This is a genomic window from Streptomyces sp. NC-S4 (assembly GCF_054353315.1).
Genome location: NZ_CM135937.1, coordinates 6,096,217 through 6,121,102, shown reverse-complemented (window position 1 = coordinate 6,121,102; position 24,886 = coordinate 6,096,217). Strand labels below are relative to the sequence as shown.

At 71.9% G+C, this 24,886-nt stretch carries 24 protein-coding genes; 1 reads left to right on the top strand and 23 read right to left on the bottom strand.

Features of this window, described 5'->3' with window-relative positions; all coding sequences use genetic code 11:
* Positions 1-15 precede the first annotated feature (15 nt).
* From whiG to proS, 17 genes are all read right to left on the bottom strand, one after another.
* Positions 16-852 (bottom strand): RNA polymerase sigma factor WhiG, encoded by an 837-nt coding sequence (whiG, locus tag ACXNSR_RS27765; protein ID WP_030012408.1) that lies wholly within the window; start codon positions 850-852, stop codon positions 16-18.
* A gap of 209 nt (positions 853-1,061) precedes the next feature.
* Positions 1,062-2,237 carry a DNA-processing protein DprA gene (dprA, locus tag ACXNSR_RS27760; protein ID WP_458638107.1) on the bottom strand — a complete coding sequence of 392 codons (1,176 nt, stop codon included), beginning with the start codon at positions 2,235-2,237 and terminating at the stop codon, positions 1,062-1,064.
* Complete coding sequence (locus ACXNSR_RS27755) at positions 2,234-3,868, bottom strand: YifB family Mg chelatase-like AAA ATPase (RefSeq protein WP_458638106.1); 1,635 nt, start codon at positions 3,866-3,868, stop codon at positions 2,234-2,236. Before ACXNSR_RS27755 ends, dprA begins: the two co-directional genes overlap by 4 nt.
* Complete coding sequence (locus tag ACXNSR_RS27750; RefSeq protein ID WP_189745554.1) at positions 3,868-4,239, bottom strand: YraN family protein; 372 nt, start codon at positions 4,237-4,239, stop codon at positions 3,868-3,870. The genes ACXNSR_RS27755 and ACXNSR_RS27750 overlap by 1 nt, the downstream gene beginning before the upstream one ends.
* A gap of 126 nt (positions 4,240-4,365) precedes the next feature.
* A complete protein-coding gene (locus ACXNSR_RS27745; protein WP_005311352.1) occupies positions 4,366-4,674 on the bottom strand; it encodes a DUF2469 domain-containing protein in 309 nt (102 codons plus the stop codon).
* Between the two features lie 55 nt (positions 4,675-4,729).
* Positions 4,730-5,236 (bottom strand): NUDIX hydrolase, encoded by a 507-nt coding sequence (locus ACXNSR_RS27740; RefSeq protein ID WP_458638105.1) that lies wholly within the window; start codon positions 5,234-5,236, stop codon positions 4,730-4,732.
* Positions 5,226-6,008: a signal peptidase I gene (gene lepB, locus ACXNSR_RS27735; protein ID WP_458638104.1), complete on the bottom strand. Its 783-nt coding sequence runs from the start codon at positions 6,006-6,008 to the stop codon at positions 5,226-5,228. Before lepB (ACXNSR_RS27735) ends, ACXNSR_RS27740 begins: the two co-directional genes overlap by 11 nt.
* 43 nt (positions 6,009-6,051) lie before the next feature.
* The gene (gene lepB, locus ACXNSR_RS27730) at positions 6,052-6,951 is read right to left on the bottom strand and encodes a signal peptidase I (RefSeq protein ID WP_458638103.1); all 900 of its coding nucleotides are present in this window, start codon (positions 6,949-6,951) and stop codon (positions 6,052-6,054) included.
* Positions 6,952-7,063: 112 nt separating this feature from the next.
* Entirely contained in the window at positions 7,064-7,942 is an 879-nt protein-coding gene (gene lepB, locus ACXNSR_RS27725; RefSeq protein ID WP_458638102.1) for a signal peptidase I, read from the bottom strand.
* Positions 7,935-8,672: a signal peptidase I gene (lepB, locus tag ACXNSR_RS27720; protein ID WP_458638101.1), complete on the bottom strand. Its 738-nt coding sequence runs from the start codon at positions 8,670-8,672 to the stop codon at positions 7,935-7,937. The genes lepB (ACXNSR_RS27725) and lepB (ACXNSR_RS27720) overlap by 8 nt, the downstream gene beginning before the upstream one ends.
* Before the next feature lie 44 nt (positions 8,673-8,716).
* Positions 8,717-9,067, bottom strand: a complete 351-nt coding sequence (rplS, locus tag ACXNSR_RS27715; RefSeq protein ID WP_030011886.1) for a 50S ribosomal protein L19 — start codon at positions 9,065-9,067, stop codon at positions 8,717-8,719.
* A 133-nt stretch (positions 9,068-9,200) separates the two neighbouring features.
* Entirely contained in the window at positions 9,201-10,022 is an 822-nt protein-coding gene (gene trmD, locus ACXNSR_RS27710; protein WP_458638100.1) for a tRNA (guanosine(37)-N1)-methyltransferase TrmD, read from the bottom strand.
* Entirely contained in the window at positions 10,022-10,600 is a 579-nt protein-coding gene (gene rimM / locus ACXNSR_RS27705) for a ribosome maturation factor RimM (RefSeq protein ID WP_458638099.1), read from the bottom strand. The genes trmD and rimM overlap by 1 nt, the downstream gene beginning before the upstream one ends.
* A 126-nt stretch (positions 10,601-10,726) precedes the next feature.
* On the bottom strand, positions 10,727-10,966 hold the full coding sequence (locus tag ACXNSR_RS27700; RefSeq protein WP_030011889.1) for an RNA-binding protein: 240 nt from the start codon (positions 10,964-10,966) through the stop codon (positions 10,727-10,729).
* A 2-nt stretch (positions 10,967-10,968) separates the two neighbouring features.
* A complete protein-coding gene (gene rpsP / locus ACXNSR_RS27695; protein ID WP_030011890.1) occupies positions 10,969-11,409 on the bottom strand; it encodes a 30S ribosomal protein S16 in 441 nt (146 codons plus the stop codon).
* A 238-nt stretch (positions 11,410-11,647) separates the two neighbouring features.
* Positions 11,648-12,244 carry a hypothetical protein gene (locus ACXNSR_RS27690; protein ID WP_030718489.1) on the bottom strand — a complete coding sequence of 199 codons (597 nt, stop codon included), beginning with the start codon at positions 12,242-12,244 and terminating at the stop codon, positions 11,648-11,650.
* A 226-nt stretch (positions 12,245-12,470) separates the two neighbouring features.
* On the bottom strand, positions 12,471-13,883 hold the full coding sequence (proS, locus tag ACXNSR_RS27685) for a proline--tRNA ligase (protein WP_458638098.1): 1,413 nt from the start codon (positions 13,881-13,883) through the stop codon (positions 12,471-12,473).
* A 131-nt stretch (positions 13,884-14,014) separates the two neighbouring features.
* On the opposite strand from proS, the gene ACXNSR_RS27680 reads away from it, so the two are divergent.
* Positions 14,015-14,710, top strand: a complete 696-nt coding sequence (locus tag ACXNSR_RS27680; RefSeq protein WP_458638097.1) for a class I SAM-dependent methyltransferase — start codon at positions 14,015-14,017, stop codon at positions 14,708-14,710.
* Positions 14,711-14,720: 10 nt separating this feature from the next.
* On the opposite strand, the gene ftsH is transcribed toward ACXNSR_RS27680, so the two are convergent.
* The 6 genes from ftsH to nsdA all read right to left on the bottom strand — a co-directional run bounded on the left by ftsH (position 14,721) and on the right by nsdA (position 24,621).
* Entirely contained in the window at positions 14,721-16,661 is a 1,941-nt protein-coding gene (gene ftsH / locus ACXNSR_RS27675) for an ATP-dependent zinc metalloprotease FtsH (protein ID WP_458638096.1), read from the bottom strand.
* Positions 16,662-16,790: 129 nt separating this feature from the next.
* Positions 16,791-18,362, bottom strand: coding sequence for a signal recognition particle protein (gene ffh, locus ACXNSR_RS27670; protein WP_458638095.1), 1,572 nt, complete (start codon positions 18,360-18,362; stop codon positions 16,791-16,793).
* A 333-nt stretch (positions 18,363-18,695) separates the two neighbouring features.
* The gene (locus tag ACXNSR_RS27665) at positions 18,696-21,122 is read right to left on the bottom strand and encodes a [protein-PII] uridylyltransferase (protein ID WP_458638094.1); all 2,427 of its coding nucleotides are present in this window, start codon (positions 21,120-21,122) and stop codon (positions 18,696-18,698) included.
* 17 nt (positions 21,123-21,139) lie between these two features.
* A complete protein-coding gene (locus ACXNSR_RS27660; RefSeq protein ID WP_030009357.1) occupies positions 21,140-21,478 on the bottom strand; it encodes a P-II family nitrogen regulator in 339 nt (112 codons plus the stop codon).
* Positions 21,475-22,818 (bottom strand): ammonium transporter, encoded by a 1,344-nt coding sequence (locus ACXNSR_RS27655; protein ID WP_458638093.1) that lies wholly within the window; start codon positions 22,816-22,818, stop codon positions 21,475-21,477. Before ACXNSR_RS27655 ends, ACXNSR_RS27660 begins: the two co-directional genes overlap by 4 nt.
* Before the next feature lie 312 nt (positions 22,819-23,130).
* Positions 23,131-24,621 (bottom strand): transcriptional repressor NsdA, encoded by a 1,491-nt coding sequence (gene nsdA, locus ACXNSR_RS27650; protein ID WP_458638092.1) that lies wholly within the window; start codon positions 24,619-24,621, stop codon positions 23,131-23,133.
* Positions 24,622-24,886: the final 265 nt, after the last annotated feature.

Here is a 24,886-nt window from a genome sequence, read left to right as displayed (position 1 = left end):
GGAGGTGGCGCAAGCTCATCGCCCCACGTCTGCCAACTTTGCGCGCAACTGCAGAACCGACTTGGTGTGGATCTGGCTGACCCGGCTCTCGGTGACGCCGAGGACGTTGCCGATCTCGGCCAGCGTGAGGCCCTCGTAGTAGTAGAGGGTCACCACGGTCTTCTCCCGCTCGGGCAGCGTGTTGATGGCTCGCGCCAGCAGGCGCCGCAGCTCGCGGTCCTCGGCCACCGCCACCGGGTTGTCGGCGGCGGTGTCCTCCAGGGTGTCCATCAGCGAGAGGCGGTCGCCGCCCTCCCCGCCGACGTGCAACAACTCCTCCAGGGCGACCACGTTGGCCAGCGACAACTGGCTGAAGACGGTGTGGAGGTCCTCCACGCCGATGCCCATCTCCCCGGCGACCTCGCTCTCCGTCGGGGTGCGCCGCAGCTGGGCCTCCAGCGTGGCGTAGGCCCGTTCCACGGCGCGCGCCTTCTGCCGGACCGAGCGCGGGATCCAGTCCAGCGCGCGCAGCTCGTCGATCATCGCGCCGCGGATCCGGGTGATCGCGTACGTCTCGAACTTGATCGACCGGTCGATGTCGAACTTCTCGATGGCGTCGATCAGCCCGAAGACCCCGGAGGAGACGAAGTCGGCCTGCTCCACGTTGGGGGGCAGGCCCACGCTGACGCGGCCGGCCACGTACTTCACCAGGGGCGAGTAGTGCAGGATCAGCTGCTCCCGCAACCGCTCGTCACCCGATTCCTTGTACGAGCGCCACAGCACCTCCAGGGACGAGGGCGCGGTGGACCGCACGCTGCCTCGGGCAGCGGGGGGCACCGCAGCGCGGTCGGACCCTGAGGTGTGCTGGGGCATGCTTCGCCTTTGCCGGAGCCGGATTCCTTGGGAGCGTAGCGTGACGAGATTGTCGCGGTGCGCGAAGAGTACGGGATGGCGCGGGGGCCGGGAGGCGCCCGGACTCGCGCGTGCGCCCCGGGACCGGCGCCTGGCGCTCGGTCCCGGCGACCGCCACCGGGAAGACCGCGTCTCTCATCGCTTTCACTCTTTCACCGGAACGCCCCAGGTCAACGACCGCCTCGCCGGGCAACTCCGGTTTGTGTGCCTCCTCCAGCCGTTTGTCTGCTCAACTGCCAGCCGTCGCCCTGCCGTTCGACGAACCCCAGAGAGTGAAGTTCGTACAGTCTGCCGATGACTTCATCGGCGCCGGTGCCGGAGGCAAGTGCCAGCTCGGCCGCGTCGGCCGGGCGGCCGGCGGGCAGCGCTTCGAGCACACGGGCGGTGTCCGGGTCCAGCAGGTCCCGGGGGAGCACCGGGCCGCGCCGTTCGGGCGCCAGCTCGCCCATGGCACCGACCAGCTCGACCACCTCGGCGGCGTCGGTGACGAGCACGGCCCCGCCCCGCAGCAGTTCGTGCACCCCGGCGGACATCCCGCTGGTGGCGGGCCCGGGGACGCCCATCGTGAACCGCCCCAGGTGCTGCGCCCGCCGGGCCGTGACCAGGGAGCCGCTGCGGTGCGCGGCCTCCACGACGACCGTGCCCCGGGTGAGGGCGGCGATGACCCGGTTGCGCAGGACGAACCGGCTGGGGGTCGGATGGCTGCCCGGTGGCAGCTCCCCGAGGATCAGCCCCTGCCCGGCGATGCGGCCGAGCAGCCCGGCGTGTCCGCGCGGGTAGGCGACGTCCACCCCGCAGGCCAGCACCGCCGCGGTCGCGCCGCCCGCGGCGAGGGCTCCGCGGTGGGCGGCGCCGTCGATCCCGAACGCGGCGCCGGACACCACGACCCAGCCCCGCTCGGCGAGTCCGGCGGCCAGGGTCTGGGCCATGTGCGCGCCGTACGGGGTGCAGGCGCGGGCCCCGACCACGGAGACCGAACGCAGCGCCCAGGTGCGGAGGTTCGGCCGGCCCCGCAGCCACAGTCCGACGGGCCGCTCGTCGCCCAGGTCGTCGAGCTGGGTCGGCCACTCGGCCGATCCCGGGTGGACGAACCGGCCGCCCGCCTCGGCGGCGTCCGCGAGGTCCCGGCCGGGATCGGCCAGCGCGGCCCGTCCGCGGTACCCGGCGAGCCGCTCGGGCCCCACCCCGGACGGAGTGCCGGGCTCCGCCCCGGGGTCGGTCAGCAGCCGCATCAGCCGCACCGCGCCGAACTCCCGCAGCCACCGCCCGCCGTGGGCGTCTCCGGGCTCCAGCACCCGGGTGAGCGCCGCCCGCGCCAGCAGTTCCGCGTCCCCGGAGCCGGTCATGTCCCGGCCCCCGGCAGCGACATCGCCCCGCGGGCGATCCCGGTCCGCAGCTCCAGCGCCACGGCCACGTCCAGGGCCTCGGGCCGGTCCCGCCCGCGCAGGTCGGCCACCGTCCAGGCGACCCGCAGCACCCGGTCCAGTCCGCGCGCGGTGAGCAGTCCCCGTTCCAGATCGCGCTCGGCGGGGGCCAGCGCGCCGGGCCCGGCCTGCCACCGGGTGCGCAGTTCCTGGCCCGGCACCTCGGAGTTGAGCCGCCACGGCGTGTCGGCGAGCCGGGCCGCGGCGCGCTCGCGGGCCAGGCGCACCCGCTCGGCGACCACCGCGGTGGGTTCCCCGCGGCCGCCCTGCCCCAGGAGGTCGCCGCGGGTCACCGGTTCGACCTCCACCCTCAGGTCCACCCGGTCGAGCAACGGCCCCGACAGCCGCGCCTGGTAACGGCGGATCACCGAGGGCGGGCATTCGCAGCCGGCTCCGTGCAGGGTGTGGCGCCCGCACGGGCACGGGTTGGCGGCGAGGACCATCAGGAACCGGGCGGGCAGCCTTACCACTCCGGCAGCGCGGGCGATGACCACGTGCCCCGATTCGAGGGGCTGGCGCAGCGCGTCCAGCGCCCGGCTGTGGAACTCCGCGGCCTCGTCCAGGAAGAGCACGCCGCGGTGGGCCAGGGAGACCGCCCCGGGCCTGGGGATCCCGGTCCCGCCGCCCACCAGTGACTGCATGGTCGCCGAATGGTGCGGCGCGCAGTAGGGCGGCCTGGCGACGAGGGGTTCGCCGGGCGGGAGGATTCCCGCGACCGAGTGGACGGCCGTGACTTCCACGGAATCCTGACGGGTGAGAGGTGGCAGGAGCCAGGGCAGGCGCTCGGCGAGCATGGTCTTGCCGGCTCCTGGCGGTCCGCTGAGGAAGAGGTGGTGTCCTCCGGCGGCCGCCACCTCGAGGGCGCGGCGCGCCGTGTGCTGCCCGGCCACGTCCGCGAGGTCGGGGAAGTCCGTGCCGTCCTCCCGGCCGGGGCGGCCCCGGGCGAGGCCCGTGCCCAGTCCCGCCCCCGGGACGAGGAGTCCGGCCAGTATCGGGTCCGGCCTGCCGGGCGGGTCGCCGGGCTCCTCCTCGGGGACCTCCCCGCCGGTCAGGACCGCGATGAGCTGGCGCAGGCTGCGTACGCCGAGGACCGAGACCTCCGGCACGAGCGCGGCCTCGGCGGCGCACTGCTGCGGCACCACCACCTGCCGGTAGCCGGCCTCGGCCGCGGCGAGGACCGCCGGCAGGATCCCGCGGACCGGGCGCACCCGGCCGTCCAGCCCCAGCTCCCCGATCAGGACGAGGTCGGCGATGGCGCCGGGATCGACCACCTCGGCGGCCCCGAGCACCGCCGCCGCGACGGCCAGGTCGAAGCCGGCGCCGGATTTCGGGACGGAGGCCGGGCTCAGCCCGACCGTGAGCTTCTTCTGCGGCCAGGCCGCTCCCGAATTGACCACGGCCGCCCGTACCCGGTCCCGGCTCTCGACCAGGGTCTTGTCCGGCAACCCCACCAGGGTGAAGGCGGCCACGCCGGGTTCCAGGTCGGCCTGTACCTCGACCACCACGCCGTCGACGCCGATCAGGGCCACCGAGCAGGCTCGCGCGAAGCCCATCAGGCCACCCCCCTGACGTGTTCCACGAGGGGGGCGCCGCGCCGCGGCAGCAGGACCCCGACGAGGTCGATGCGCACCCCGCCCGGGGGTGGTCCGCCGTGGTCGGCGAGCCAGCGCCCGGCGAGCGTGCGCAGGCGCTCGGCCTTGGCGGGCCGCACGGCGGCCATCGGATGCTCGAACTCGCCCGCCCGGCGGGTCTTGACCTCGCACACGACGAGGGCGTCCCCGTCCCGGGCGACGATGTCGATCTCGCCGCCGCGGCACCGCCAGTTCCGTGCGATCACGGTCATCCCGGCCTCGGTCAGCCGCCGCGCCGCGAGCTCCTCGCCGTACCGCCCCAATGCCTGCTGTGCCACGCCCTTCGCGTTCATCCGGCACCACCTCCGGCACCGACGCTCCCGCACCCGCGCCCACTGTGTGGATCTTGGTGGACGGTCCGGTCGTTGTGGAAAACCGCCTCACCCCTGCGGGTGAGGCGGCCCGGCCGGTGCCGGCCCTCAGCTGCCGGGCAGTTCGAGATCGCTCTTGTTGAGCTCCTCGATGTTCACGTCCTTGAAGGTCAGCACCCGCACCTGCTTCACGAAGCGGGCCGGCCGGTACATGTCCCAGACCCAGGCGTCGGCCATCGAGACCTCGAAGAACACCTCCCCCTGGACGGAATGCACCTGCATCTCGTAGTCGTTCGTGAGGTAGAAACGGCGTTCCGTCTCGATCACATACTTGAACAGCCCGACGACGTCGCGGTACTCCCGATAGAGCTTCAGCTCCATCTCGGTCTCGTACTTTTCGAGGTCCTCGGCACTCATGGCATGTTCCCCTTCAGCCGTGCGTCCCCCTATTGTGCGCCAGGCCCCTGCGCCCCTAAACGATTTCCGGGGCCAGGACCACCGGCTCACCCGGAGGACCGTCGTCGAGCAGCGTACGGAGCAACTCGGCGAGTCTGGTCGGGTACACCGTCTCATGGGCCGCGAGAAGTTCCTCGGAGGTCCACCACCTGGCTCCGGTGACGCTGCGCCGCTCCAGCTCGGTGAAGCCGCCCATCTCGGTCTCGGTCCGGGTGGTCCGGGCGAGGAAGTACCACTCGTCCTGTTCCCAGCGCCGCCCGTCGAAGGGGAAGGAGCAGTAGCGGTGCCACAGCACCGGCCCCAGCTCCACCTCCGTGATCCCGGTCTCCTCCGCCAGCTCGCGCAGTGCGGCCTGCTCCCGGCTCTCGTTCCCCTCCAGTCCGCCGCCGGGGGTGAACCACCAGTCGTCGGAGGGGTCGGCCGGTTCGAAGCCGTGCAGCAGCAGGATCCGGTCCGCCGGGTCCAGCAGGATCACCCGCGACACCTTCCGGCAGTCGGGACCGGTGGCCGGGTCAGCGGGCACCGGCCCGCTCCTGTCGCCGGCCGCGCGCGAGGACCCGTGCGACCGGCCCGTACGCGGCTCCCAGCACCACCAGGGCGGCCCCGGCCAGCACCGTCACCACTTGCAGGCGCAGCGGCCCGGCCTGCGAGATCCCCCCGGGCAGGGCCGCGTACGCGGCCGGCCGCTCCAGCATCTTCACGGAGGGCCAGGCCAGGGCGTCGACGCGGGCGTTGACGGCCGATCGGGGCACGGACCCCTGACCGGCCTCCTGCAGGTGGGCCCGGGAGTCCAGGGAGGCGGCCCGCCGGTCGCCCAGGAGGAAGAGGTTGCCCTCGGGGACCGCCACCTCGAAGGGGGTCCCGGTCGGTGCGGCCTGTCCGGGCGGCATGGCCAGGCCCGTCTCCGGCCCGGTGGTGTCGGCGTACGGCTCGTCCAGCGGGGTGCCGTTGACCGTCAGCTCGCCGGCCGCGCCGCAGCACTTCACCACGTCGCCGCCGATGCCGACGACCCGCTTGACCATGGGGGAATCGCTCCACTGGGCGTCGGTGAAGACGACCACGTCCCCGCGGCGCACCTCGGCGCCGTCGATGCGCTGCGCCAGCACCCGGTCCCCGGGCCGCACCGTGGGCATCATCGAGTCGGTGGGGACCGTGTAGGGCCGGTAGACGACCGCCCCCCACACGAAGCCGCCCAGGAAGAGCGCGAAGCCGATGGCCACGGCGATTCCCGACAGCACGTTGCCGAGACCGCCGCGGCCATCCTTGCCACTGCGTATTGCTTGTGTTCCGCCCATTGCAGCGCCCCTACGCTTCGGGATCGTCGACCTGGGCGGCACCCTACCCGTCGGTACGGCCGCTGGTCAGCTTCTGCCTGCGCCACATGACCAGCGGGACGGCTCCCACGAGCCCCAGCGCGGCCGGGCCGAGCCCGACCGGAGCCAGTCCGGCGGCCCCGAGACCGAGCGCGGTCGCCGCGGCCTGGTTGCCGATGCCCGGCTGGTCGAAGGTGTCCGGGACCGGCAGGGTGGCCCAGCGGGTGACCGGCCACGCGACCACCACGGCCCGCCCGACGACCTTGTCCACCGGGACGAAGCCCTTGGTGGAGTCCTGCTGGTGGTAGCGGGAGTCCTCGGAGTTCTGCCGGTGGTCGCCCATGACCCAGATCTTGCCCTTGGGCACCGTGATCGGGCCGAACGGGGCGTCGTCGCACGGGGTGTTGCCGGGGTAGATGTACGGCTCGTCCAGCTCCTTGCCGTTGACGACGACCGGTCCCCCCTTCTTGCACTCGACCGTGTCCCCGCCGATCGCGATGACCCGCTTGATCAGGTCCTTCTCGGAGGCGTCCGGCATCAGGCCGATCTTGCTGAGCACCTGCTGGAAGATGTTCGGCTCGGGAGTGGGCTGCCCCGACAGCCAGTCCGCGGGGTCGTGGAAGACGACGACCTCGCCGCGCTCCGGCTCGGAGCCGAACCACGGGGTCAGCTTGTCCACCAGCACCCGGTCGCCCATCTGCAGGGTGTTCTGCATCGAGGCCGACGGGATCGAGAACGCCTGGAGCAGGAACGTCTTGATCAGCAGGGCCAGCAGCAGGGCGATGCCGATGAGGAGCGGGAGCTCCTTCCAGAAGGAACGGTGCGCGTGCTCCTTGGCATCGCCGTCCTCCTCGGTCTCGCGCCCGACGGCGTCGTCCGGCCGCTCCTCGCCTTCGTCGCGTCCGGACCGTGCGCCTACCGCCACGTCCCCCACATCCACTCCTCACTCGCGATTGCCGCCCGCGCCGAATGCGGCACGGGCCCTCCCCTCCCTTAACGAGCGGGAGTTCCCTAAGGCGCGGGAGACCGAGGACACACTATGCGAACGGCGTGCCCCGACGGCGCCGTCGCCGGCCGCGTCCCTCGCGCCGCGCCTGATCGGGCACCATCCGGAAGGTCGCAGGCTGCTCCAGCTTGGCCCAGTGCCCGTAGGGCCAGGCGATCATGACGGCCTCCCCGACCACCCCGCTTTCGGGGATGGTGCCCTGAAAGCCCTCGTCCAGGTGGAATCGGGAGTCGGAGGAGTTCGCGCGGTGATCACCCATCACGAAGAGCCGGCCCTCCGGCACCTGGATCTCGAACGGGATGTCCGAAGGGGTGTTGCCCGGGTTCACGTACGGCTCATCGAGGGGCGATCCGTTGACGGTGACCCGGCCCTGGCTGTCACAGCACTTGACGGTGTCCCCGCCGACGCCGATGACCCGCTTGATCAGGTCCTTCTCGTCGGCCGAGGGCAGCAGGCCGATGAAGGTCAGTGCCTGCTTGATCTGCTTGACCACGATCGGGTCCTTGGGCGGACGGGCCGCCTCGCCCTTGAGCCAGCCACCGGGGTCCTTGAACACGACGACGTCGCCGCGCTTGATCTCGGAGCCGAACCACGGCGTCAGCTTGTCCACGAGGACCCGGTCGCCGATCCGGATCGTCTGCTCCATCGAGCCCGACGGAATGAAGAAGGCCTGCACCAGGAAGGTCTTCAGGAGCAGGGCGATGCACAGCGCCACGACCACCAGCAGCGGCACCTCGCCGGCCCGGCGCGTGCGGCGGCGCCGGCGCACCTTGCGGGCCGTCCGGCGCCGTTCGGCCCGGCCGCCCTCCACCCGGCCGCCCACCACCAGCGGAGCCGGGGTGGGCTCCGGCTCGGGTTCGGGCTCGAAGTCCCAGTCCCGTCCGCCCTTCTTCCGCCCTCGGCTACCCATGGCCACCCCCGACGTCGTCCCAGCGCGAGAGCGGCCAGCCGATCCAGTCGGCCCGCCCGATCACGTTCTCCACCGGCACCATCCCCCCGCCCGGTTCCCCCAGGTGATCCCGGGAGTCCCGGGACTGGGAGCGATGATCACCCATGACCCAGAGGGTCCCAATCGGTACGACGATCCGGAAGGGCACCGCCGAGGGCGCGTCTCCGGGATGGAGGTACGGCTCCTCCAGCGGCACGCCGTTGACCGCCACCCGCCCTGCGGCGTCGCAGCACACCACGTCGTCGCCGCCGACCCCCACGACCCGTTTCACGAAGTCGGTGTCGGACGGCTCGGCCAGCCCCAGTGCCGAGGCCGCGCCGTGCAGCACGGCGGCGACCGGATTGCCGTCGGGGCGCTCCCGTACGAAGGAGCCCGTCCCGTCGAAGACCACCACGTCCCCGCGGCGCGGCTGTTCGCCGAAGCGGTACGCCAGCTTGTTGACCAGCAACCGGTCCCCGACCCGGAGCGTCGGCTCCATGGAGCGGCTCGGGATCAGGAAGGGCTGGACCACGAAATTGCTGAAGAGCAGCAGGAAGACGGTGCAGATCACACCGAGCACTCCGGCGCGGCGCCAGGTCAGGGGCCGCCCGCCGGCCGTCCGACCGGTTCGGGAGAACGCAAAACGCGGCCTCTCGTCCCCCTCGACGGGGGAAGAGTGGCCGCGCTGCGTGTGAGGTGCTTCGGTGTCCATCGGGGCCGAGCCTATCCGGCCGCCTCCGGACTCCGGGAGTGACCTCAGCGGTCGCGCTTCTCCTTGATCTTCGCGGCCTTGCCGCGGAGCTCACGGAGGTAGTACAGCTTGGCGCGGCGAACGTCACCGCGGGTGACGAGCTCGATCTTCTCGAAGATCGGGGAGTGGACCGGGAAGGTACGCTCCACGCCGACGCTGAAGGAGACCTTGCGCACGGTGAAGGTCTCGGAGACACCGGCACCCTGGCGGCGGATGACTACGCCCTTGAACTGCTGGATACGGGAGCGGTTGCCCTCGATCACGCGGACGTGCACGTTGATCGTGTCACCCGGGCGGAAGGCCGGGACGTCCGAGCGGAGCGTGGCGGCGTTGACGCCGTCGAGCAGGTGAGACATGTTCTTCGTCTGCTTTCTTCGCATGACGCCACAGGTCGCCAGTGCGGGTTTCCGTAGAGAATTCGGGAGCTGCGGAACCCGGCGGACGACGGTCCCCCTGTGGCAGGGGCGCCCGCGAGCACACAGCAGCCGCCTATTCTTCCACGGCCCGGGCCCTGCGCCAAAATCGGCCGTCGGCGGACGGCTGCCAGCCCAGGATCGAGAGGATCTCCCGGTCCTTCTTGTCGAAGCCGGCGGCCTCGCAGCGCTCGATCAGGTCGGGGCGGTTCTGCGCGGTCCGGCGGAAGGCCTCGTCCCGGCGCCACCGGGCGATCTTCCCGTGGTGCCCGCTGAGCAGCACCTCGGGGATGTCCCGGCCGCGCCACACCGGGGGCTTGGTGAAGACGGGCCCCTCCAGCAGGTTGGCCATCTCGCCCGGCGCGAAGGAGTCGTCGCGGTGCGATTCGGCGTTGCCGAGCACCCCGGGCAGCAGCCGGGCCACGGCCTCGGTGACCACCAGTACGGCGGCCTCGCCGCCCGCCAGGACGTAGTCGCCGATGGAGACCTCGTACACCGGCATGCGCGTGGCGTACTCGTCCATGACGCGGCGGTCGATGCCCTCGTAGCGGGCCGGTGTGAAGATCAGCCAGGGCCGTTCGGAGAGTTCGACGGCCAGTTCCTGGGTGAACGGGCGGCCACTGGGAGTGGGGACGACCAGGACCGGGCCGCGCGCGCCGGCCTCGTAACCGTCGGCCAGCGCGGAGTCCAGGGCCTCGCCCCACGGCTCGGTCTTCATGACCATGCCGGGACCGCCGCCGTACGGGGTGTCGTCCACCGTGTTGTGCCGGTCGTACGTCCACTCCCGCAGGTCGTGGACGTGTACGTCGAGCTGCCCGCGGGCGCGCGCCTTGCCGACGAGGGAGACGTTCAGCGGTTCCAGGTACTCGGGGAAGATCGTGACGACGTCGAGCCGCATCAGGCGTCGTCCCCGGAATCCGTGGCGTCCGCGGCGTCCGCGTCCCGGGTCGAGACGACGACGGCGTCACGCTCGTCGATCAGCCCGGGCGGCGGGTCGATGACGCAGCGCTGCTCCTCCAGGTCGATCTCGGTGACGATCTCCTCCACGAAGGGGATCATCACCTCGGAGCCGTCCGGCCGCTCGACGATGAAGAGGTCCTGCGAGGGCAGGTGGGAGATCTCGGTGATCCGGCCGATCTCGGTGCCGTCCGCCAGCACCACGTCCAGGTCCATCAGCTGGTGGTCGTAGTACTCGTCCTCCTCCTCCGGCAGCTCGTCGGGGTCCACCTCGGCGATCAGGAGGATGTTGCGCAGCGACTCGGCTCCGGTGCGGTCCTTGACGCCCGCGAAGCGGAGCATCAGCCGCCCGCTGTGCACGCGGCCGGTCTCGATCGTCAGCGGTCCCGCCGTCGCGGGCTCCGTCTTGAGCACGGCGCCGGGACTCAGCCGCAGTTCCGGTTCGTCGGTGCGCACCTCGACGGTGACCTCACCCTTGATGCCGTGGGCGCGGCCGATCCGCGCGACTACCAACTCCACTGTGCTCTTCCCTTACTGCGGCGTGGTTGCTCACATCAATGGTCGCTCCTGCCCCGGGGGCAGAAACGACACGGGCCGGGGCGGGCGACGAACGCCCTCCCCGGCCCGTGCCGGTGAATCAACTGCTCAGCGGACCTGGTCCACGTCGACGAGGTCGACGCGGATCCCCCGGCCGCCGATGGCGCCCACGACGGTACGCAGAGCACGTGCGGTGCGGCCGTTGCGGCCGATCACCTTGCCGAGGTCGTCGGGGTGAACCCGGACCTCGAGCACCTGCCCGCGGCGCAGGTTGCGCGAGGCGACCTGCACTTCGTCGGGGTTGTCCACAATGCCCTTTACGAGGTGCTCAAGAGCCTCCTCGAGCATGCTCAGGCCTCGGTCGACTCGGCGGCGGCCTCAGCCTCGTCCGCCTTCTTGTCGGCCTTCTTCGCCTTCTGCGTGATGGCCTCGCCCTTGCCCTCGCCGATGCCCTCGAGGGCCTTGGCGAACTCGTCGAAGGAGCGACGCTTGCTCTCCTTCGTCGCCGGCTGCAGGAGCGGCGCGGGGGCGGGGAGACCCTTGTGGGCCTGCCAGTCACCGGTCAGCTTCAGGATGGCGAGCACAGCCTCGGTGGGCTGGGCGCCGACGGACAGCCAGTACTGCGCACGCTCGGCGTTGACCTCGATGCGCGACGGGTTGTAGGTCGGGTGGTAGATACCGATCTCTTCGATCGCGCGACCGTCCCGGCGGGTGCGGGCGTCGGCGACGACGATGCGGTAGTGCGGCTGGCGAATCTTGCCGAGGCGCTTGAGCTTGATCTTGACTGCCACTGGAGTGGTGTCTCCTGAACTTGACGTGGTTGGGCACATGAGATGCCACGTGGGGTTGCGGTACTCGGGTGCCCGATGGACGCGTCAGCCGGAGGAGAGAGGGGTCCTATGCGACTGTCGAGTACAGCTAGCCATTGTGCCATACGCCTGCGGCGCGCTCAGCCGGGCGGGCAGGAACGCTGCCCGCCGGGACGCCCGGTTCGCCGTGGGGCGGTGGCCCCGGCGGCGGGAAGCGCGGTCAGGAGGCCGCCGCGATGGCCACGTCGGGGATGCGGAAGGGCTTCATGCAGCCTCCGCACACGATCGGCGCCTGGGCCAGCACGGAGGGGACCACCCGGACGTTGCGCCCGCAGTCGCAGACGGCCTTGACGCGCACGCCGCCGCCGGAGGAGCCGTGCCGGGCGGCCGGCCCGCGGAAGCTGCGCTTGGTGTCGGCCGCCGTGGCGGCCGTGTGCGCCTTCAGCGCGCGCTGCAGCCGCTCCATGGTGGGGCGGTAGCGCCGCTTCGCCTCCGGATTGAGCGTGACCAGCGAGAAGCCGCTGCTCGCGTGCGGCTCCTCGGAGTGGTCGAGCCCCATCTCCTCGGCGATCGCGAGGAATCTGCGGTTGTGGTAGCGGCCGGCGCGCGAGGTGTCACGGACACCGCGGGCGGCGGCGATGCCGTGGACTGCCTCGTGCAGCAGTCGCTCGAAGGAGAGCTCGGCGCCGCAGGCGGACGAGGACTCTCCGATCAGGGACTCGGGCGCGGCAAGGTCAGGCAGCTCGGGGTGGTACCGCTGAATATCGGCCCACGCCTGCGCCAGCTCTGCGGCGAGAACAGGTGGTGTCGTGCTCACGTCGTGACAACGAGCCGGAGTGCCCGGGTGTTCCGATTCCGGGCCATTCCAAATTTTTTGCACGTACCAGTCAGTTCAGTCTGATGCGTCCCGACGAGGACGGGTGCGCCGATCTCAGGAGGAGTCGGTACGTAACGTCGACCAGATCCTGCCGGTCGACCGAAATGAACCGGCCCCGGCGCACGGCACGAGCCGCACGCCGGGGCCGAGGAGCCGGTCGGCCCGGTCAGTACGAGCGCGCGACGATCGCGAGGGTACCGGGGGCGTCGTCCGCCTCCGGGACCGACCCGTCCTCGGCGATCAGGCAGCGCACGGAGACGGCCTGCTCGGCCAGCTTCGCCTCGCCCTCCGGACCGAGGTCCGCCCACGGGATCCGCGCCCAGCCACCGGCGACGGCGGCCTCGGCGGCCTCCCCGATGGTCGCGACGTCGGACGTGCGGGCCAGGCGGCGCTCGCGGGACTCGCGCAGCAGCTGCGCCTGGTCCTCGTCCAGCACCTTGGGCAGCAGGTCGGCGAGGGCGTCGATCTGCACGGGGGTCTTCCCGCCCGGGATCCGGCGGGCGAGCATCGCGGTGCCGGCCTCCAGGTCGCGGGGGCCGATCTCGATGCGGACCGGTACGCCCTTGAGCTCCCAGTCCACGGCGCGGCGGCCGAAGGGGGTGTCGACGCGGTCGTCGACGTGGACGCGGATGCCGGAGGCCTTCAGCTGCGCACCGAGCTCACGGACCTTGGTGACGGCCTCGTCGCCCTTGATCGCCATGACGACGACCTGGACGTGCGCGAGGCGCGGCGGAACGCGCAGGCCGTTGTCGTCGCCGTGCGACATGATCAGGCCGCCGACCATGCGGGTCGAGACGCCCCACGAGGTCTGCCAGACGAGCTCCTGCTTGCCTTCCTTCGACAGGTACTGCGTGTTGAAGGCCTTGGCGAAGTTGGTGCCGAGCTCGTGGCTCGTTCCCAGCTGCAGAGCCTTGCCGTCGCCCATCATGCCCTCGAGGGTGAGGGTGTTGATGGCGCCGGCGAAGCGCTCCTTGGCGGTCTTGCGGCCGAGCACGACGTCGATGCCGAGCACGTTCGTCATGAAGTCGCCGTAGACGTCCGTGTGGATGCGGGCCGCGTAGTCGCGGGCGTCCTCGTAGGTGGCGTGGGCGGTGTGGCCCTCCTGCCAGAGGAACTCGCTCGTACGGAGGAACACGCGCGGGCGCATCTCCCAGCGGACCACGTTCGCCCACTGGTTGATCAGCAGGGGCAGGTCGCGGTAGCTCTGGACCCACTTGGAGAAGTAGTCGTTGATGATCGTCTCGGACGTGGGCCGGACGACGACCGGCTCCTCCAGCTCCTTGCCGCCGCCGTGCGTGACGACCGCGAGCTCGGGGGCGAAGCCCTCGACGTGCTCGGCTTCCTTCGTCAGGTACGACTGCGGGATGAACAGCGGGAAGTACGCGTTCTGGGCGCCCGCGTCCTTGATGCGCGCGTCCATCTCCTGCTGCATCCGCTCCCACAGGCCGTAGCCGTACGGTCGGATGACCATGGTGCCTCGGACCGGACCGTTGTCGGCCAGCTCGGCCTTGTTGATCAGATCCTGGTACCAGCGGGGGAAATCCTCCGCCTGCGGGGTGAGAACGGGTGCCTTTGCCATGCCGCGAATCGTACGGCGCCCGGCACACGATGCGTGAATCGGGTGCCGCACTCCTCTGGACGCCGGGGCCAATGGGGAGTTCTCTGGCAACGGGGGCAAGGGGGCGACACGGAATCAGGAGCGCTCTTTCGATGACACCGACGCCGACGGCGACGCTCGTCGCCCGGGACTGGGCGGAGATCCAGGAACGGATGCTCGTACCGCTGTACGAGGCGGTCTACGACCGGCTGGAGGTCGGGCCGGGCGACCGGCTGCTCGACCTGGGCTGCGGAGCCGGGCTGCCGCTGCTGCTGGCGGCCGGGCGGGGAGCCGCGGCCACGGGCGTGGAGGCGGATCCGGCCCGGCGGGCACTGGCCCGCGAGCGGCTGCTGGAAGTCCTGGCGGCCCCGCCGGCCCCGCCCCGCCCGTACGACGCCCTGCTCGCCTTCTCCCCGGACCCCGCGGTCCTGGCCGCGGCCCTGCCGGCGGTGCGCCGCGGCGGGGCGGTCGTGCTGGCCGACTGGGGGCCCGCGGAGCGCTGCACGGTGCCCTCGGTCCTCGGCGGCGGGCCCGCGCCGCGGGACCTGGACGCGCTGGTGGAGCGGGCCGGGCTGCGGCCGGACGGCTCCGGGCGGGTGTTCTGCCCGTTCGGGTACGCGGACGTGGACAGCGCTGTGCGCGGACTGCTGTCGACCGGACTCTACGACGGCACCGACTCCACCGACGGCGCGGCCGATCACGTGCTGGCGGAGAAGGAGCTGGCCGAGGCGCTTCACCCGTTCGAGCGATCCGACGGCGCCGTGTGGCTGCCGAACATCTTCCGGTACGTGATCGCCCGGGTGGACTGACGGCCGCTCCTCAGTCGGTGCCGTGCCCCTTCGTCAGCCGCGCGATGCCGGCGGCGGCGTAGGCGGCCGGTTCGTCCAGGGTCTCGACGGCGAGGAGGGCCTCCGCCAGGGCGTCCAGCTGCGACCGGTGATCGCGCAGCAGACGACAGGCCTCCGCGTAGCACTCGTCCACGATCCGCCGCATCTCGTGGTCGACCGCGTCGAGGGTGGCGGGGGCGGCGGAGAGTCCGTAGGGGCTCTGCCCGTCGGAGGGGATCGCGGTGAGCCGGCCGATCCGCTCGCTCATTCCCCAGCGGCCGACCATGCCGCGGACGATGCCGGTCACCTGCTCCAGGTCGTTCTCGGCGCCGGTGGTGACCACGTCGTAGACGACGTGCTCGGCCGCCATGCCGCCGAGCGCGCCGATGATGCGGCCGCGCAGGTACGGCTCGGTGTAGGCGTACCGGTCCGCGTCCGGAGTCGAGAGGGTGACGCCCAGCGCGCGGCCGCGGGGCACGATCGTGATCTTGCGGACCGGGTCGGCGCCCGGCTGGAGCATGCCCAGCAGGGCGTGGCCGCTCTCGTGGTAGGCGGTGCGGCGGCGCTCCTCCTCCGGCATGACCAGTGGCCTCTCCGCGCCGAGCTGGACCTTCTCCAGGGCGTCCGACAGGTCCGCCCGGGTCACCTGCGTCTGCCGGCGCTTGACGGCCAGCAGTGCGGCCTCGTTGGCCAGATTGGCCAGGTCCGCTCCGGTCATCCCGGGGGTGGTGCGGGCCACGTGCGCCAGGTCGACGCCCTCGGCGAGCGGGATGTCCCTGGTGTGGATGCGCAGGATGGCCTCGCGGCCGGCCCGGTCGGGCGGGGAGACGACCACCATGCGGTCGAAGCGGCCGGGGCGGGTGAGGGCCGGGTCCAGCACGTCCGCGCGGTTGGTGGCCGCGAGGACGATCACGCCCTCCGATCCGGAGAAGCCGTCCATCTCGGTGAGGATCTGGTTGAGGGTCTGTTCGCGTTCGTCGTGGCCGCCCATGGCGCTGCCGCCGCCGCGGGCCCGCCCGATGGTGTCGATCTCGTCGATGAAGATGATGGCGGGGGCCACCTTGCGCGCCTCGGTGAACAGTTCGCGCACCCGGGAGGCGCCGACCCCGACGATCATCTCGATGAACTCGGAGGCGGAGGCGGAGAAGAAGGGCACCCCGGCCTCGCCCGCGACCGCGCGCGCCAGCAGGGTCTTTCCGGTGCCGGGCGGTCCGGAGAGCAGGACCCCGCCGGGCATCCGGGCGCCCATCTCCCGGTACGCCTGCGGATTCTTGAGGAAGTCGACGACGTCGTTGAGCTCCCCCTCGACCTCGTCGATGCCCGCCACGTCCTCGAAGGTGGTGCGGCGGCCGCCCGTCTCCAGCTCGACCGGTCTGGGCGGGGTCTTGCGGCCCAGCGCGCCCATGCCGCCCACTCCGGATCCCATCCGGCGGGCGATGACCACCCACAGGAGGACCAGCAGCAGCATCGGCGCGAGGGAGATCAGCAGGTTGGCGAGGAAGCTGCGCTGTACGACGACCGGGGAGGCCGTGACGATCACGTTCTGCTTGGTGAGCTCGGCCCACAGGGCGTCGTCGGCGAAGGCCGGGCGCTGGGTGACGAACGTGGTGTAGTCGCCCTTGTCCCCGTCGGGCAGCGGCTGCTTCGCTTTGAGCTCGCCCTGGATGGCGTCGCCCTTGGAGTAGATCTTCGAGACATTGCCCGCGGCGACCTGCTTGCTGAACTCGGTGTACGAGATCGTCGGCTCGTCCCCCTCGTTGAAGAAGGACAGCACGAGGTTGGCCACGAGATAGACGATGAGGGCCGCGAGGATCAGCCCCCGCCAGCCGCCGGGCAGCCCCTTCTTCTTCGGTGGAGGACTGGGCGGGGCGCCTTCCGAGCGCCAGGGCGTGTCGGCCCTGGCACGGGGAGGTACGGGGGTGGGGCTGGGCACGGGGCGTCTCCTTCTGCCATCCTCCCGGCCGACCATAAGGGATAAACCAGGCCATCGCCCGAGCGGAGAACAGCAGGGCCCCGACCGTGCGAACACGGCCGGGGCCCTCCTCACCCACCTGCGCGGGTGTTACTTCATGAACTTCTTGAACTCGTCCGGAAGGTCGAAGTCCCCGCCGCCCTGGCCGCCCGCCGGAAGGCCGAAGGGGTTGCCGGCGGCCGCGGGGTCGACCGCCTGCGGGCCCTGCTCCCGGCGGGCCGCGGCTGCGGCCTCCTCTTCCCTGCGCTTCATCGGGTTGCCGCTCTTGCGCTTGCCCTTGGCCTGCTTGACCTGCTTCTTCTGCCGGCCGGGGCCGCCACCCATCCCGGGCATGCCGGGCATGCCCGGCATGCCGCCGCCCTGGGCCATGCGGGACATCATCTTGCGGGCGTCGAAGAACCGCTCGACCAGCGACTTGACGGCGCTGACCTCGGTGCCGGAACCCTTGGCGATACGGGCACGGCGCGAGCCGTTGATGATCGTCGGGTCCTGGCGCTCGGCCGGGGTCATCGACTTGATGATCGCGGCAGTGCGGTCGACGTCACGCTCGTCGATGTTGTTGATCTGGTCCTTGATCTGACCCATGCCGGGCAGCATGCCGAGCAGCTTGGAGATGGAGCCCATCTTGCGGACCTGCTCCATCTGGGCCAGGAAGTCGTCGAGCGTGAACTCCTTGGGGCCCTTGGCGAGCTTGGCCGCCATCTTCTCGGCCTCGGCCTGCGAGAAGGTCTTCTCGGCCTGCTCGATGAGGGTGAGCATGTCACCCATGTCGAGGATCCGGCCCGCCATGCGGTCGGGGTGGAACGCGTCGAACTCGTCGAGCTTCTCGCCGTTCGAGGCGAACATGATCTGCTTGCCGGTGACGTGCGCGATGGAGAGCGCGGCACCGCCGCGGGCGTCGCCGTCGAGCTTGGAGAGCACGACGCCGTCGAAGCCGACGCCGTCGCGGAAGGCCTCGGCGGTGTTGACCGCGTCCTGGCCGATCATGGCGTCGACGACGAAGAGGATCTCGTCGGGGCTGACGGCGTCGCGGATGTCCGCGGCCTGCTGCATCAGCTCGGCGTCGATGCCGAGGCGGCCGGCGGTGTCGACGATGACGATGTCGTACTGCTTGGTCCGCGCGTACTCGACCGAGTCCTTCGCCACCTGGACCGGGTCGCCGACGCCGTTGCCGGGCTGGGGCGCGTACACGGCCACGCCGGCACGCTCGGCGACGACGCTGAGCTGGTTGACGGCGTTGGGGCGCTGGAGGTCGCAGGCGACCAGCAGCGGGGCGTGGCCCTGGCCCTTCAGCCAGAGGCCGAGCTTTCCGGCGAGGGTGGTCTTACCGGCACCCTGGAGACCGGCCAGCATGATCACGGTGGGGGCGGTCTTGGCGAAGCGCAGCCGCCGGGTCTCGCCGCCGAGGATGGTGACGAGCTCGTCGTTGACGATCTTCAGGACCTGCTGGCCCGGGTTCAGGGCCTTGCTGACCTCTTCACCGCGCGCGCGTTCCTTGACGTTCGCGATGAAGGAACGGACGACGGGCAGGGCGACGTCGGCCTCGAGGAGCGCGATACGGATTTCCCGGGCCGCCACGTCGATGTCAGCCTCGGACAGCCGGCCTTTGCCGCGCAGGCCCTTGAAGGTATTCGCCAAGCGGTCGGAGAGCGTATCGAACACGGTGGTCGCGATTCCTCGGGTCGGGGGCGTTGTGGTCGTCCCCCAGGGTATCCGGCCCGGCCGCCCGTCCGGCCCGGCGGTCGTCTTTCACCGGGGTTCCGCCCCGGACCCCGCCCCTCAATCGCCGGGGAGGCTGGATTTCACCCGGCCCTACCCGCGTGCGGCTTCAAGACGGGTGCTCCGCCCCCGCCCCCGCGCCTCAAACGCCGGCGGGGCTGGAATTCGCTGCGCAAATCCGGCCCGCCCGGCGTTTGAGGGCCGTTCCCCGGGGCGGAACCCCGGGGAACGGCGGAAGGGCGGGTAGGGGACCGCTCCGCGCAGCGGTCCCCCGCACTACGACAGGGCGGCAGCCACCAGGCCGGCCAGGGATGCCGCCTCCGCCGGGTCGAGGGGTTTGCCCTCGGGGGTGGTCACGTACAGCGTGTCCACCGCGTTCGCGCCCAGTGTGGAGACGTGCGCGCTGCGGACCCGGACGCCCCGGGACTCCAGCGCCCGGCCGATCCGGTGCAGCAGGCCCACCGCGTCCGGCGCGCGCACCTCCAGGACCGTGGCCAGGGACGACACGTCCGGGACCACCGTGACCCTGGGCGGCGGCGGGACCACCCCGCGCCGGCGCGGATAGGCCGCCTCGCGGTCGGCCAGCTTCGCCGGGACGTCCAGCGAGCCGTCCAGGGCGCGGACCAGGTCGGTGCGCAGCCGGGCGGCCTGCGGCAGCGCGCCGTACTCCGCCGCCACCCGCCAGCGCAGCACCAGGACCTCGCCGAGGCGGTCGGGGAGTTCCATGGAGCGCAGGTCGGCCGCCCGTACGGTGAGCCGGTGCAGGGCCAGGACCCCGGCCGCCGCCGGGAGGACCCCCGGCTGGTCGGGGACGGCGACGACGAGGTCCACGCCGACCGCGTCGTCCTCCTGGCGGGCCTGGAGCGCCAGGACCGGTTCCCCGGTGCGCAGGGCCTCGACCGCCAGGCGTTCCTGTTCGGTGCTCGGGATCTCCGGTTCCCCGGCCGCCGGGGCCGTGCCGCGCAACAGGGCGGCGACCCGTGCGACGAGGTCCGCCACGAGCGATCCCCGCCACGCGCTCCACGCCGCCGGCCCGGTGGCCAGGGCGTCCGCCTCGGTCAGGGCGTGCAGTATCTCCAGCGTGCCCACCGAGCCCACGGCTTCGGCGACGGCGCGGACCGTGGCCGGATCGTCCAGGTCGCGCCGGGTGGCGGTGTCGATCAGCAGCAGGTGGTGCCGGACGAGCGACCCGAGCACGGCGACGTCGTGGGGGTCGAAGCCGACGCGGGCCGCGACGTCACGGGCGATGGTCTCGCCGGCCACCGAGTGGTCTCCCGGCCAGCCCTTGCCGATGTCGTGCAGGAGCGCGGCCATCAGCAGCAGGTCGGGGCGGCCGACCCGGCGGGTGAGGGCGGAGGCCCGCACCGCCGTCTCGATCAGGTGCCGGTCCACCGTCCAGGTGTGGACGGGGTTGCGCTGGGGGCGGCAGCGCACCCGCTCCCAGTCCGGGAGCAGCCGGGTGATCAGGCCCTCCGCCTCCAGGGCCTCCCACACGGCGACCGTCGGCTCCCCCGCCCCCAGCAGGGTCAGCAGTTGCTCGCGGGCCTCGGCCGGCCAGGGCACCGGGAGCGGTTTCCCCTGCGCCGCGAGCCTGCGTACGGCGTGCAGGGAGACGGGCAGGCCCGCCTGCGCGGCGGCCGCGGCGAACCGCAGGGCGAGTACGGGATCGCGGTCGGGGCGGGCGGCCAGGGCCAGGACGGCCTCGCCGTCGGACTCCACCACGCCTTCGGCCAGGGGCGCCCGCGCGGCCGCCCGGTCCCCGCGGGCGCCGAGCAGTCCGCGCAGCCTGGGCCGGGCGGCGCGCGCCCGCAGGACGCGCCCGACCTCCCGCCAGGTCACGTCGCCGGCGTAGGAGACGACGCGGGCGGCCTCGTACACCTCGCGCAGCAGTGCGTCCGCGTCGAGGAGGCCGAGCTGGGCCGCGACCTGGTCCTGTTCCTGGAGGGAGAGCCGGTCGGTGGCCCGGCCGGTGACCAGGTGCAGGGCGTCCCGGGCGTCCAGGAGCCGCCGCCGGGCCTCGGCGAGGCCCTCGCGCGGGGCGTCGGCCAGCCAGGACGCGGCGACCGCCCGCAGCGCGGTGGCGTCGCGCAGGCCCCCGCGCGCCTCCTTGAGGTCGGGTTCGAGCAGGAAGCGCAGTTCCCCGGCCCGCTCGGCCCGCTCGCGGCACAGGGAGTGCAGTTCCGGGAGCCTTCTGGCCGCCTGGTTGCGCCAGTCGGCCAGTACGGAGGTCCGCAGGCCGGCCAGGAGTCCTGCGTCACCGGCGACGGTGCGGGCGTCCAGCAGGCCGAGGTGCACCTTGAGGTCCTCGGCGGCGGTCCGGCGGGCCTCGCCGGGGGTCCGTACCGAGTGGTCGAGGGCGAGGCCGAGGTCCCAGACCGGGTACCAGACGCGGTCGGCCAAGGCGCCCAGCGCCCGTGGCTCGGCCTTGCCGTCGTGCAGCAGCAGCAGGTCGAGGTCGCTGCGCGGGGAGAGTTCGGCGCGCCCGTAGCCGCCGACGGCCACCAGCGTGGCACCGCGGACGCCCGTCTCCCGTACGGCGGTCGTGAACAGGGCGTTCAGCCATTCGTCGGTCAGCCCGGCCAGGGCGGAACGGCGCGAAGGCCCGGACTGCGACTCCTCCTGGAGGAGTCGCAGCCGGGCCGCGGCGTATCCGCTGGGTCCCGAGTCGGCCGTGTGGTCCGTGTTCTCTTCGACGCTCGTCACCCGGGAGCTCCCGTCACCTAGAGCGCGTCAGCGCCGCGCTCGCCGGTGCGGACCCGTACGACCGAGTCCACGGGGACGCTCCACACCTTGCCGTCACCGATCTTTCCGGTGGCCGCCGCGCTCACGATCACCCGGATCAGTTCCTCGGCATCGGAGTCGTCGACCAGCACCTCGATGCGGATCTTGGGGACGAGGTCGACCTGGTACTCCGCACCGCGGTAGACCTCGGTGTGGCCGCGCTGGCGGCCGTAGCCGCTGGCCTCGGTGACGGTCAGTCCCTGCACTCCGAAGGCCTGGAGGGCTTCCTTGATCTCGTCCAGCTTGTGCGGCTTGACGATCGCGGTGATCAGCTTCATGCGTCAACCTTCTTGCTCGCGGCGGAGGGGGCGGGTGCGGCGGTGGTCCGCGAGGCGGCTCCGCCGCCGGCTCCGCTGAAGTCGTAGGCCGTCTCGGCGTGCTCGACCTGGTCGATGCCGGCGACCTCGTCGTCCTCGGACACCCGCATCCCGATCGTCTTGTCGAGGAGGAAGGCGAGGAGCGCCGATGCCACCAGAGAGTAGGCGAGGACGGCGAAGACTCCGATGGCCTGCTTGCCGAGCTGTTCCAGACCGCCGCCGTAGAAGAGGCCGGCCACGTCGGACTGGACCCCGCCGGTGGCGAAGAGGCCGACGAGCAGGGAGCCGACCACACCGCCGACGAGGTGGACGCCGATGACGTCGAGGGAGTCGTCGTATCCGAACTTGTACTTCAGTCCGACGGCCATGGCGCAGAGCAGACCGGCGATGACACCGATGGCGATCGCGCCCAGCGGGCTGACCGCACCGCCCGAGGGGGTGATGGCGACGAGGCCGGCGACCGCGCCGGAGGCGGCGCCCAGGGTGGTGAAGGAGCCGTGGCGCAGCTTCTCGTAGGCGAGCCAGGCGAGCATGGCGGCGGCGGTGGCGACCTGGGTGTTGACGAACATGACCGCGCCGACGCCGTCGTCGTTGCCGAGCCAGGAGCCCGCGTTGAAGCCGAACCAGCCGAACCACAGGAGGCCGGCGCCGAGCATCACGAGGGGGAGGCTGTGCGGGCGCATCGGGTCCTTCTTGAAGCCCACGCGCTTGCCGATGACCAGGATCACGCCGAGGGCGGCGGCGCCGGCGTTGATGTGGACGGCGGTGCCGCCCGCGAAGTCGATGACGCCGAGCTCGAAGAGCCAGCCGCCGGCGCCCCAGACCCAGTGGGCGACGGGGAAGTAGACGACGGTGACCCACAGGGCGGTGAACAGGACCCAGGCGCCGAATTTCACGCGGTCGGCCAGCGCACCGCTGATCAGGGCGGGGGTGATGACGGCGAACATCAGCTGGAAGACGGCGAAGACGTAGACCGGGATGGTGTAGCCGTCCCACAGCTCGGTGATCCCGATGCCGCTGAGGCCGACGTAGTCGGAGTTCCAGCCGATGAGGGAGCCGGAGTCGGTGCCGAAGGCGAGGCTGAAGCCGTAGAGGACCCACAGGATCGTGACGATCCCGAGGCTGATGAAGCTCATCATCAGCATGTTGAGGCTGCTCTTGACGCGGACCATGCCTCCGTAGAAGAAGGCGAGCCCCGGGGTCATCAGCATGACCAGGGCGGAGCAGATGAGCATGAACCCGGTGTTCGCGGCAGACAGCGTCGGGGCGTCTGCCGCGAGGGTCGTGATGGCTGATGCCATCGGCGTCTCCTCGTCGTCGGTACGTTCGCGTGCGGGCGATCGTGAAAACCTGAGCGGCGTAAAAGGGGGTGTCCGGCCGGGCTGGGGAGGCTGGCCGGTTAATGACCCCGAGATTCGCGCAGGCCGGTTTCCGGCGGCGCCGCTCGGTGTTTCGCGCCCGTGACGAAGAGGGCGGGCGTGTTACGCGTCAATGAACAGGTGGATCACAAAAGCCGGCCGCGGCAGTACCCGGATGTCCTGGCTGGGGGAGCCTGATCGGGCTTCACGGGGTGACTGCCGCGGCCGGGGCCTTGGGGGCGGCCGCGTGGGCCGTCAGACGGCCTCCGCGGCCTCGGGGAGCCGGGAGGCGAGGTGGTCGGTGAGCCGGAGCACCTCGGCGACGTCGCCGTACTCACGGGCGGCGGTGTCGACGGTCTTGCGCAGGCGGGTGTTCACCCGTTCGGACCGCACCTTTCCCGCCACGTCGAGGGCTCGGTCGACGAGGGCCGCGGCCTGCTCGGGCTCGCGCTGGAGCAGGTGGACGGTGGCCATGCCGATGAGGTTGAGGGCGTAGGAGCGTTGGTGCTCCTCGTCCTTCTCGAAGAGCTCGACGGCCCGTTCCATGACGGGCTCGGCGAGGGAGGCGTACATGGGGCTGCGCCCGGCGACGTAGGCCAGGTCCCGGTACGAGTGGGAGTTCTCGCCGTTCAGCTCGGCCTCGGAGAAGAAGCGGATCCAGTCGGGTTCGGGCTCGCCCGCGAAGCCCACGTCGGAGAAGGTGTCCTCGGCCATCCGCACGGCCCGCTTGCAGCGGCTGGGCTGGCCCATGTTTGCGTACGCGCGGGCCTCCATCGCATACAGCATGGCCTGGGTGCGCGGGCCGGCGCAGTCGCGGCTGCCGTACTGCGCGAGGTGGATGAGTTCCAGGGCGTCCTCGGGGCGGCCCAGGTGGATCATCTGACGGCTCATGCTGGAGAGGATGTACGAGCCGAGCGGCTTGTCCCCGCCCTCCTTGGCGGCGTGCAGCGCGAGCACGAAGTACTTCTGCGCGGTGGGGTGCAGGCCGATGTCGTAGCTCATCCAGCCGGCCAGTTCGGCCAGTTCGGCGGCGACCTTGAAGAGCCGCTTCATGACCGGCGCCGGATGGTTCTCCTGGAGCAGGTCGGTGACCTCGTGGAGCTGGCCCACCACGGCCTTGCGGCGCAGTCCGCCGCCGCACTGGGCGTCCCACTGGCGGAACATGACGGTGGTGGCGTCGAGGAGGTCGAGTTCCGGTTCGGAGAGGCGGGGCGGGCGGTGGCCGCCGAGGGCCCCCGTCGGCCCCGCCCCGCGCGGTCCCGGGTCGGCGGCCGGTACCGGGACGAGCCAGCGCTGCATGGGCTCGATGAGGGCGGGGCCCGCGGAGAGGGCGAGCGAGGTCCCGAGGAAGCCGCGGCGCGCCAGCATCAGGTCGCTGCGGGAGAACTCGCCGAGCAGTTCGACGGTCTGCGGGCCGGCCCAGGGCAGGTCGACCCCGGAGACGGAGGGGGTCTGGTGGGCGGTGCGCAGGCCGAGCTGCTCGATGGCGACGACGGACCCGAAGCGCTCGGAGAACAGCTCGGACAGGATGCGCGGGACGGGTTCGCGGGGCTGCTCGCCGTCGAGCCAGCGGCGCACCCGGGAGGTGTCCGTGCTGATGTGGTGCGCGCCCATCTGGCGCGCCCGGCGGTTGACCTGCCGGGCGAGTTCACCCTTGGACCAGCCGCTGCGGACGAACCACGAGGTCAGCTGTTCGTTGCGCGCAGCAGCATCATCGATCGTTCCGCTTGCGCCGTTGCCGCTCACTGGAACGCCCCCATCCGCTCAGCATCTTCCACACGAAACCTTGGCCGGGGCGCCGGGCGCCGCCATGGACCTTCACGAGTCCTTCACATATTGCCACCGGCATACCCACGGATGGGCCGCCTTCGGTTTCGTGTACCGAAAGTAATCCTACGATCACCCCTGCGGCGAGGTCGATTCCAGAAACGCCACCATTCGCCACCCCTTCGAATGAACTAGCCAACGGCCAGGCGCGATTCACTTGACACCGAGGTGAAAGCGGATCGGT

Excerpts from the sequence above, each read along its gene's own strand:
- whiG (WP_030012408.1), bottom strand. The coding sequence starts at position 852 with ATGCCCCAGCACACCTCAGGGTCCGACCGCGCTGCGGTGCCCCCCGCT.
- dprA (WP_458638107.1), bottom strand. The coding sequence starts at position 2,237 with ATGACCGGCTCCGGGGACGCGGAACTGCTGGCGCGGGCGGCGCTCACC.
- ACXNSR_RS27755 (WP_458638106.1), bottom strand. The coding sequence starts at position 3,868 with ATGGGCTTCGCGCGAGCCTGCTCGGTGGCCCTGATCGGCGTCGACGGC.
- ACXNSR_RS27750 (WP_189745554.1), bottom strand. The coding sequence starts at position 4,239 with ATGAACGCGAAGGGCGTGGCACAGCAGGCATTGGGGCGGTACGGCGAG.
- ACXNSR_RS27745 (WP_005311352.1), bottom strand. The coding sequence starts at position 4,674 with ATGAGTGCCGAGGACCTCGAAAAGTACGAGACCGAGATGGAGCTGAAG.
- lepB (WP_458638104.1), bottom strand. The coding sequence starts at position 6,008 with ATGGGCGGAACACAAGCAATACGCAGTGGCAAGGATGGCCGCGGCGGT.
- lepB (WP_458638102.1), bottom strand. The coding sequence starts at position 7,942 with ATGGGTAGCCGAGGGCGGAAGAAGGGCGGACGGGACTGGGACTTCGAG.
- lepB (WP_458638101.1), bottom strand. The coding sequence starts at position 8,672 with ATGGACACCGAAGCACCTCACACGCAGCGCGGCCACTCTTCCCCCGTC.
- rplS (WP_030011886.1), bottom strand. The coding sequence starts at position 9,067 with ATGTCTCACCTGCTCGACGGCGTCAACGCCGCCACGCTCCGCTCGGAC.
- trmD (WP_458638100.1), bottom strand. The coding sequence starts at position 10,022 with ATGCGGCTCGACGTCGTCACGATCTTCCCCGAGTACCTGGAACCGCTG.
- ACXNSR_RS27700 (WP_030011889.1), bottom strand. The coding sequence starts at position 10,966 with ATGCTCGAGGAGGCTCTTGAGCACCTCGTAAAGGGCATTGTGGACAAC.
- proS (WP_458638098.1), bottom strand. The coding sequence starts at position 13,883 with ATGGCAAAGGCACCCGTTCTCACCCCGCAGGCGGAGGATTTCCCCCGC.
- ACXNSR_RS27680 (WP_458638097.1), top strand. The coding sequence starts at position 14,015 with ATGACACCGACGCCGACGGCGACGCTCGTCGCCCGGGACTGGGCGGAG.
- ACXNSR_RS27660 (WP_030009357.1), bottom strand. The coding sequence starts at position 21,478 with ATGAAGCTGATCACCGCGATCGTCAAGCCGCACAAGCTGGACGAGATC.
- ACXNSR_RS27655 (WP_458638093.1), bottom strand. The coding sequence starts at position 22,818 with ATGGCATCAGCCATCACGACCCTCGCGGCAGACGCCCCGACGCTGTCT.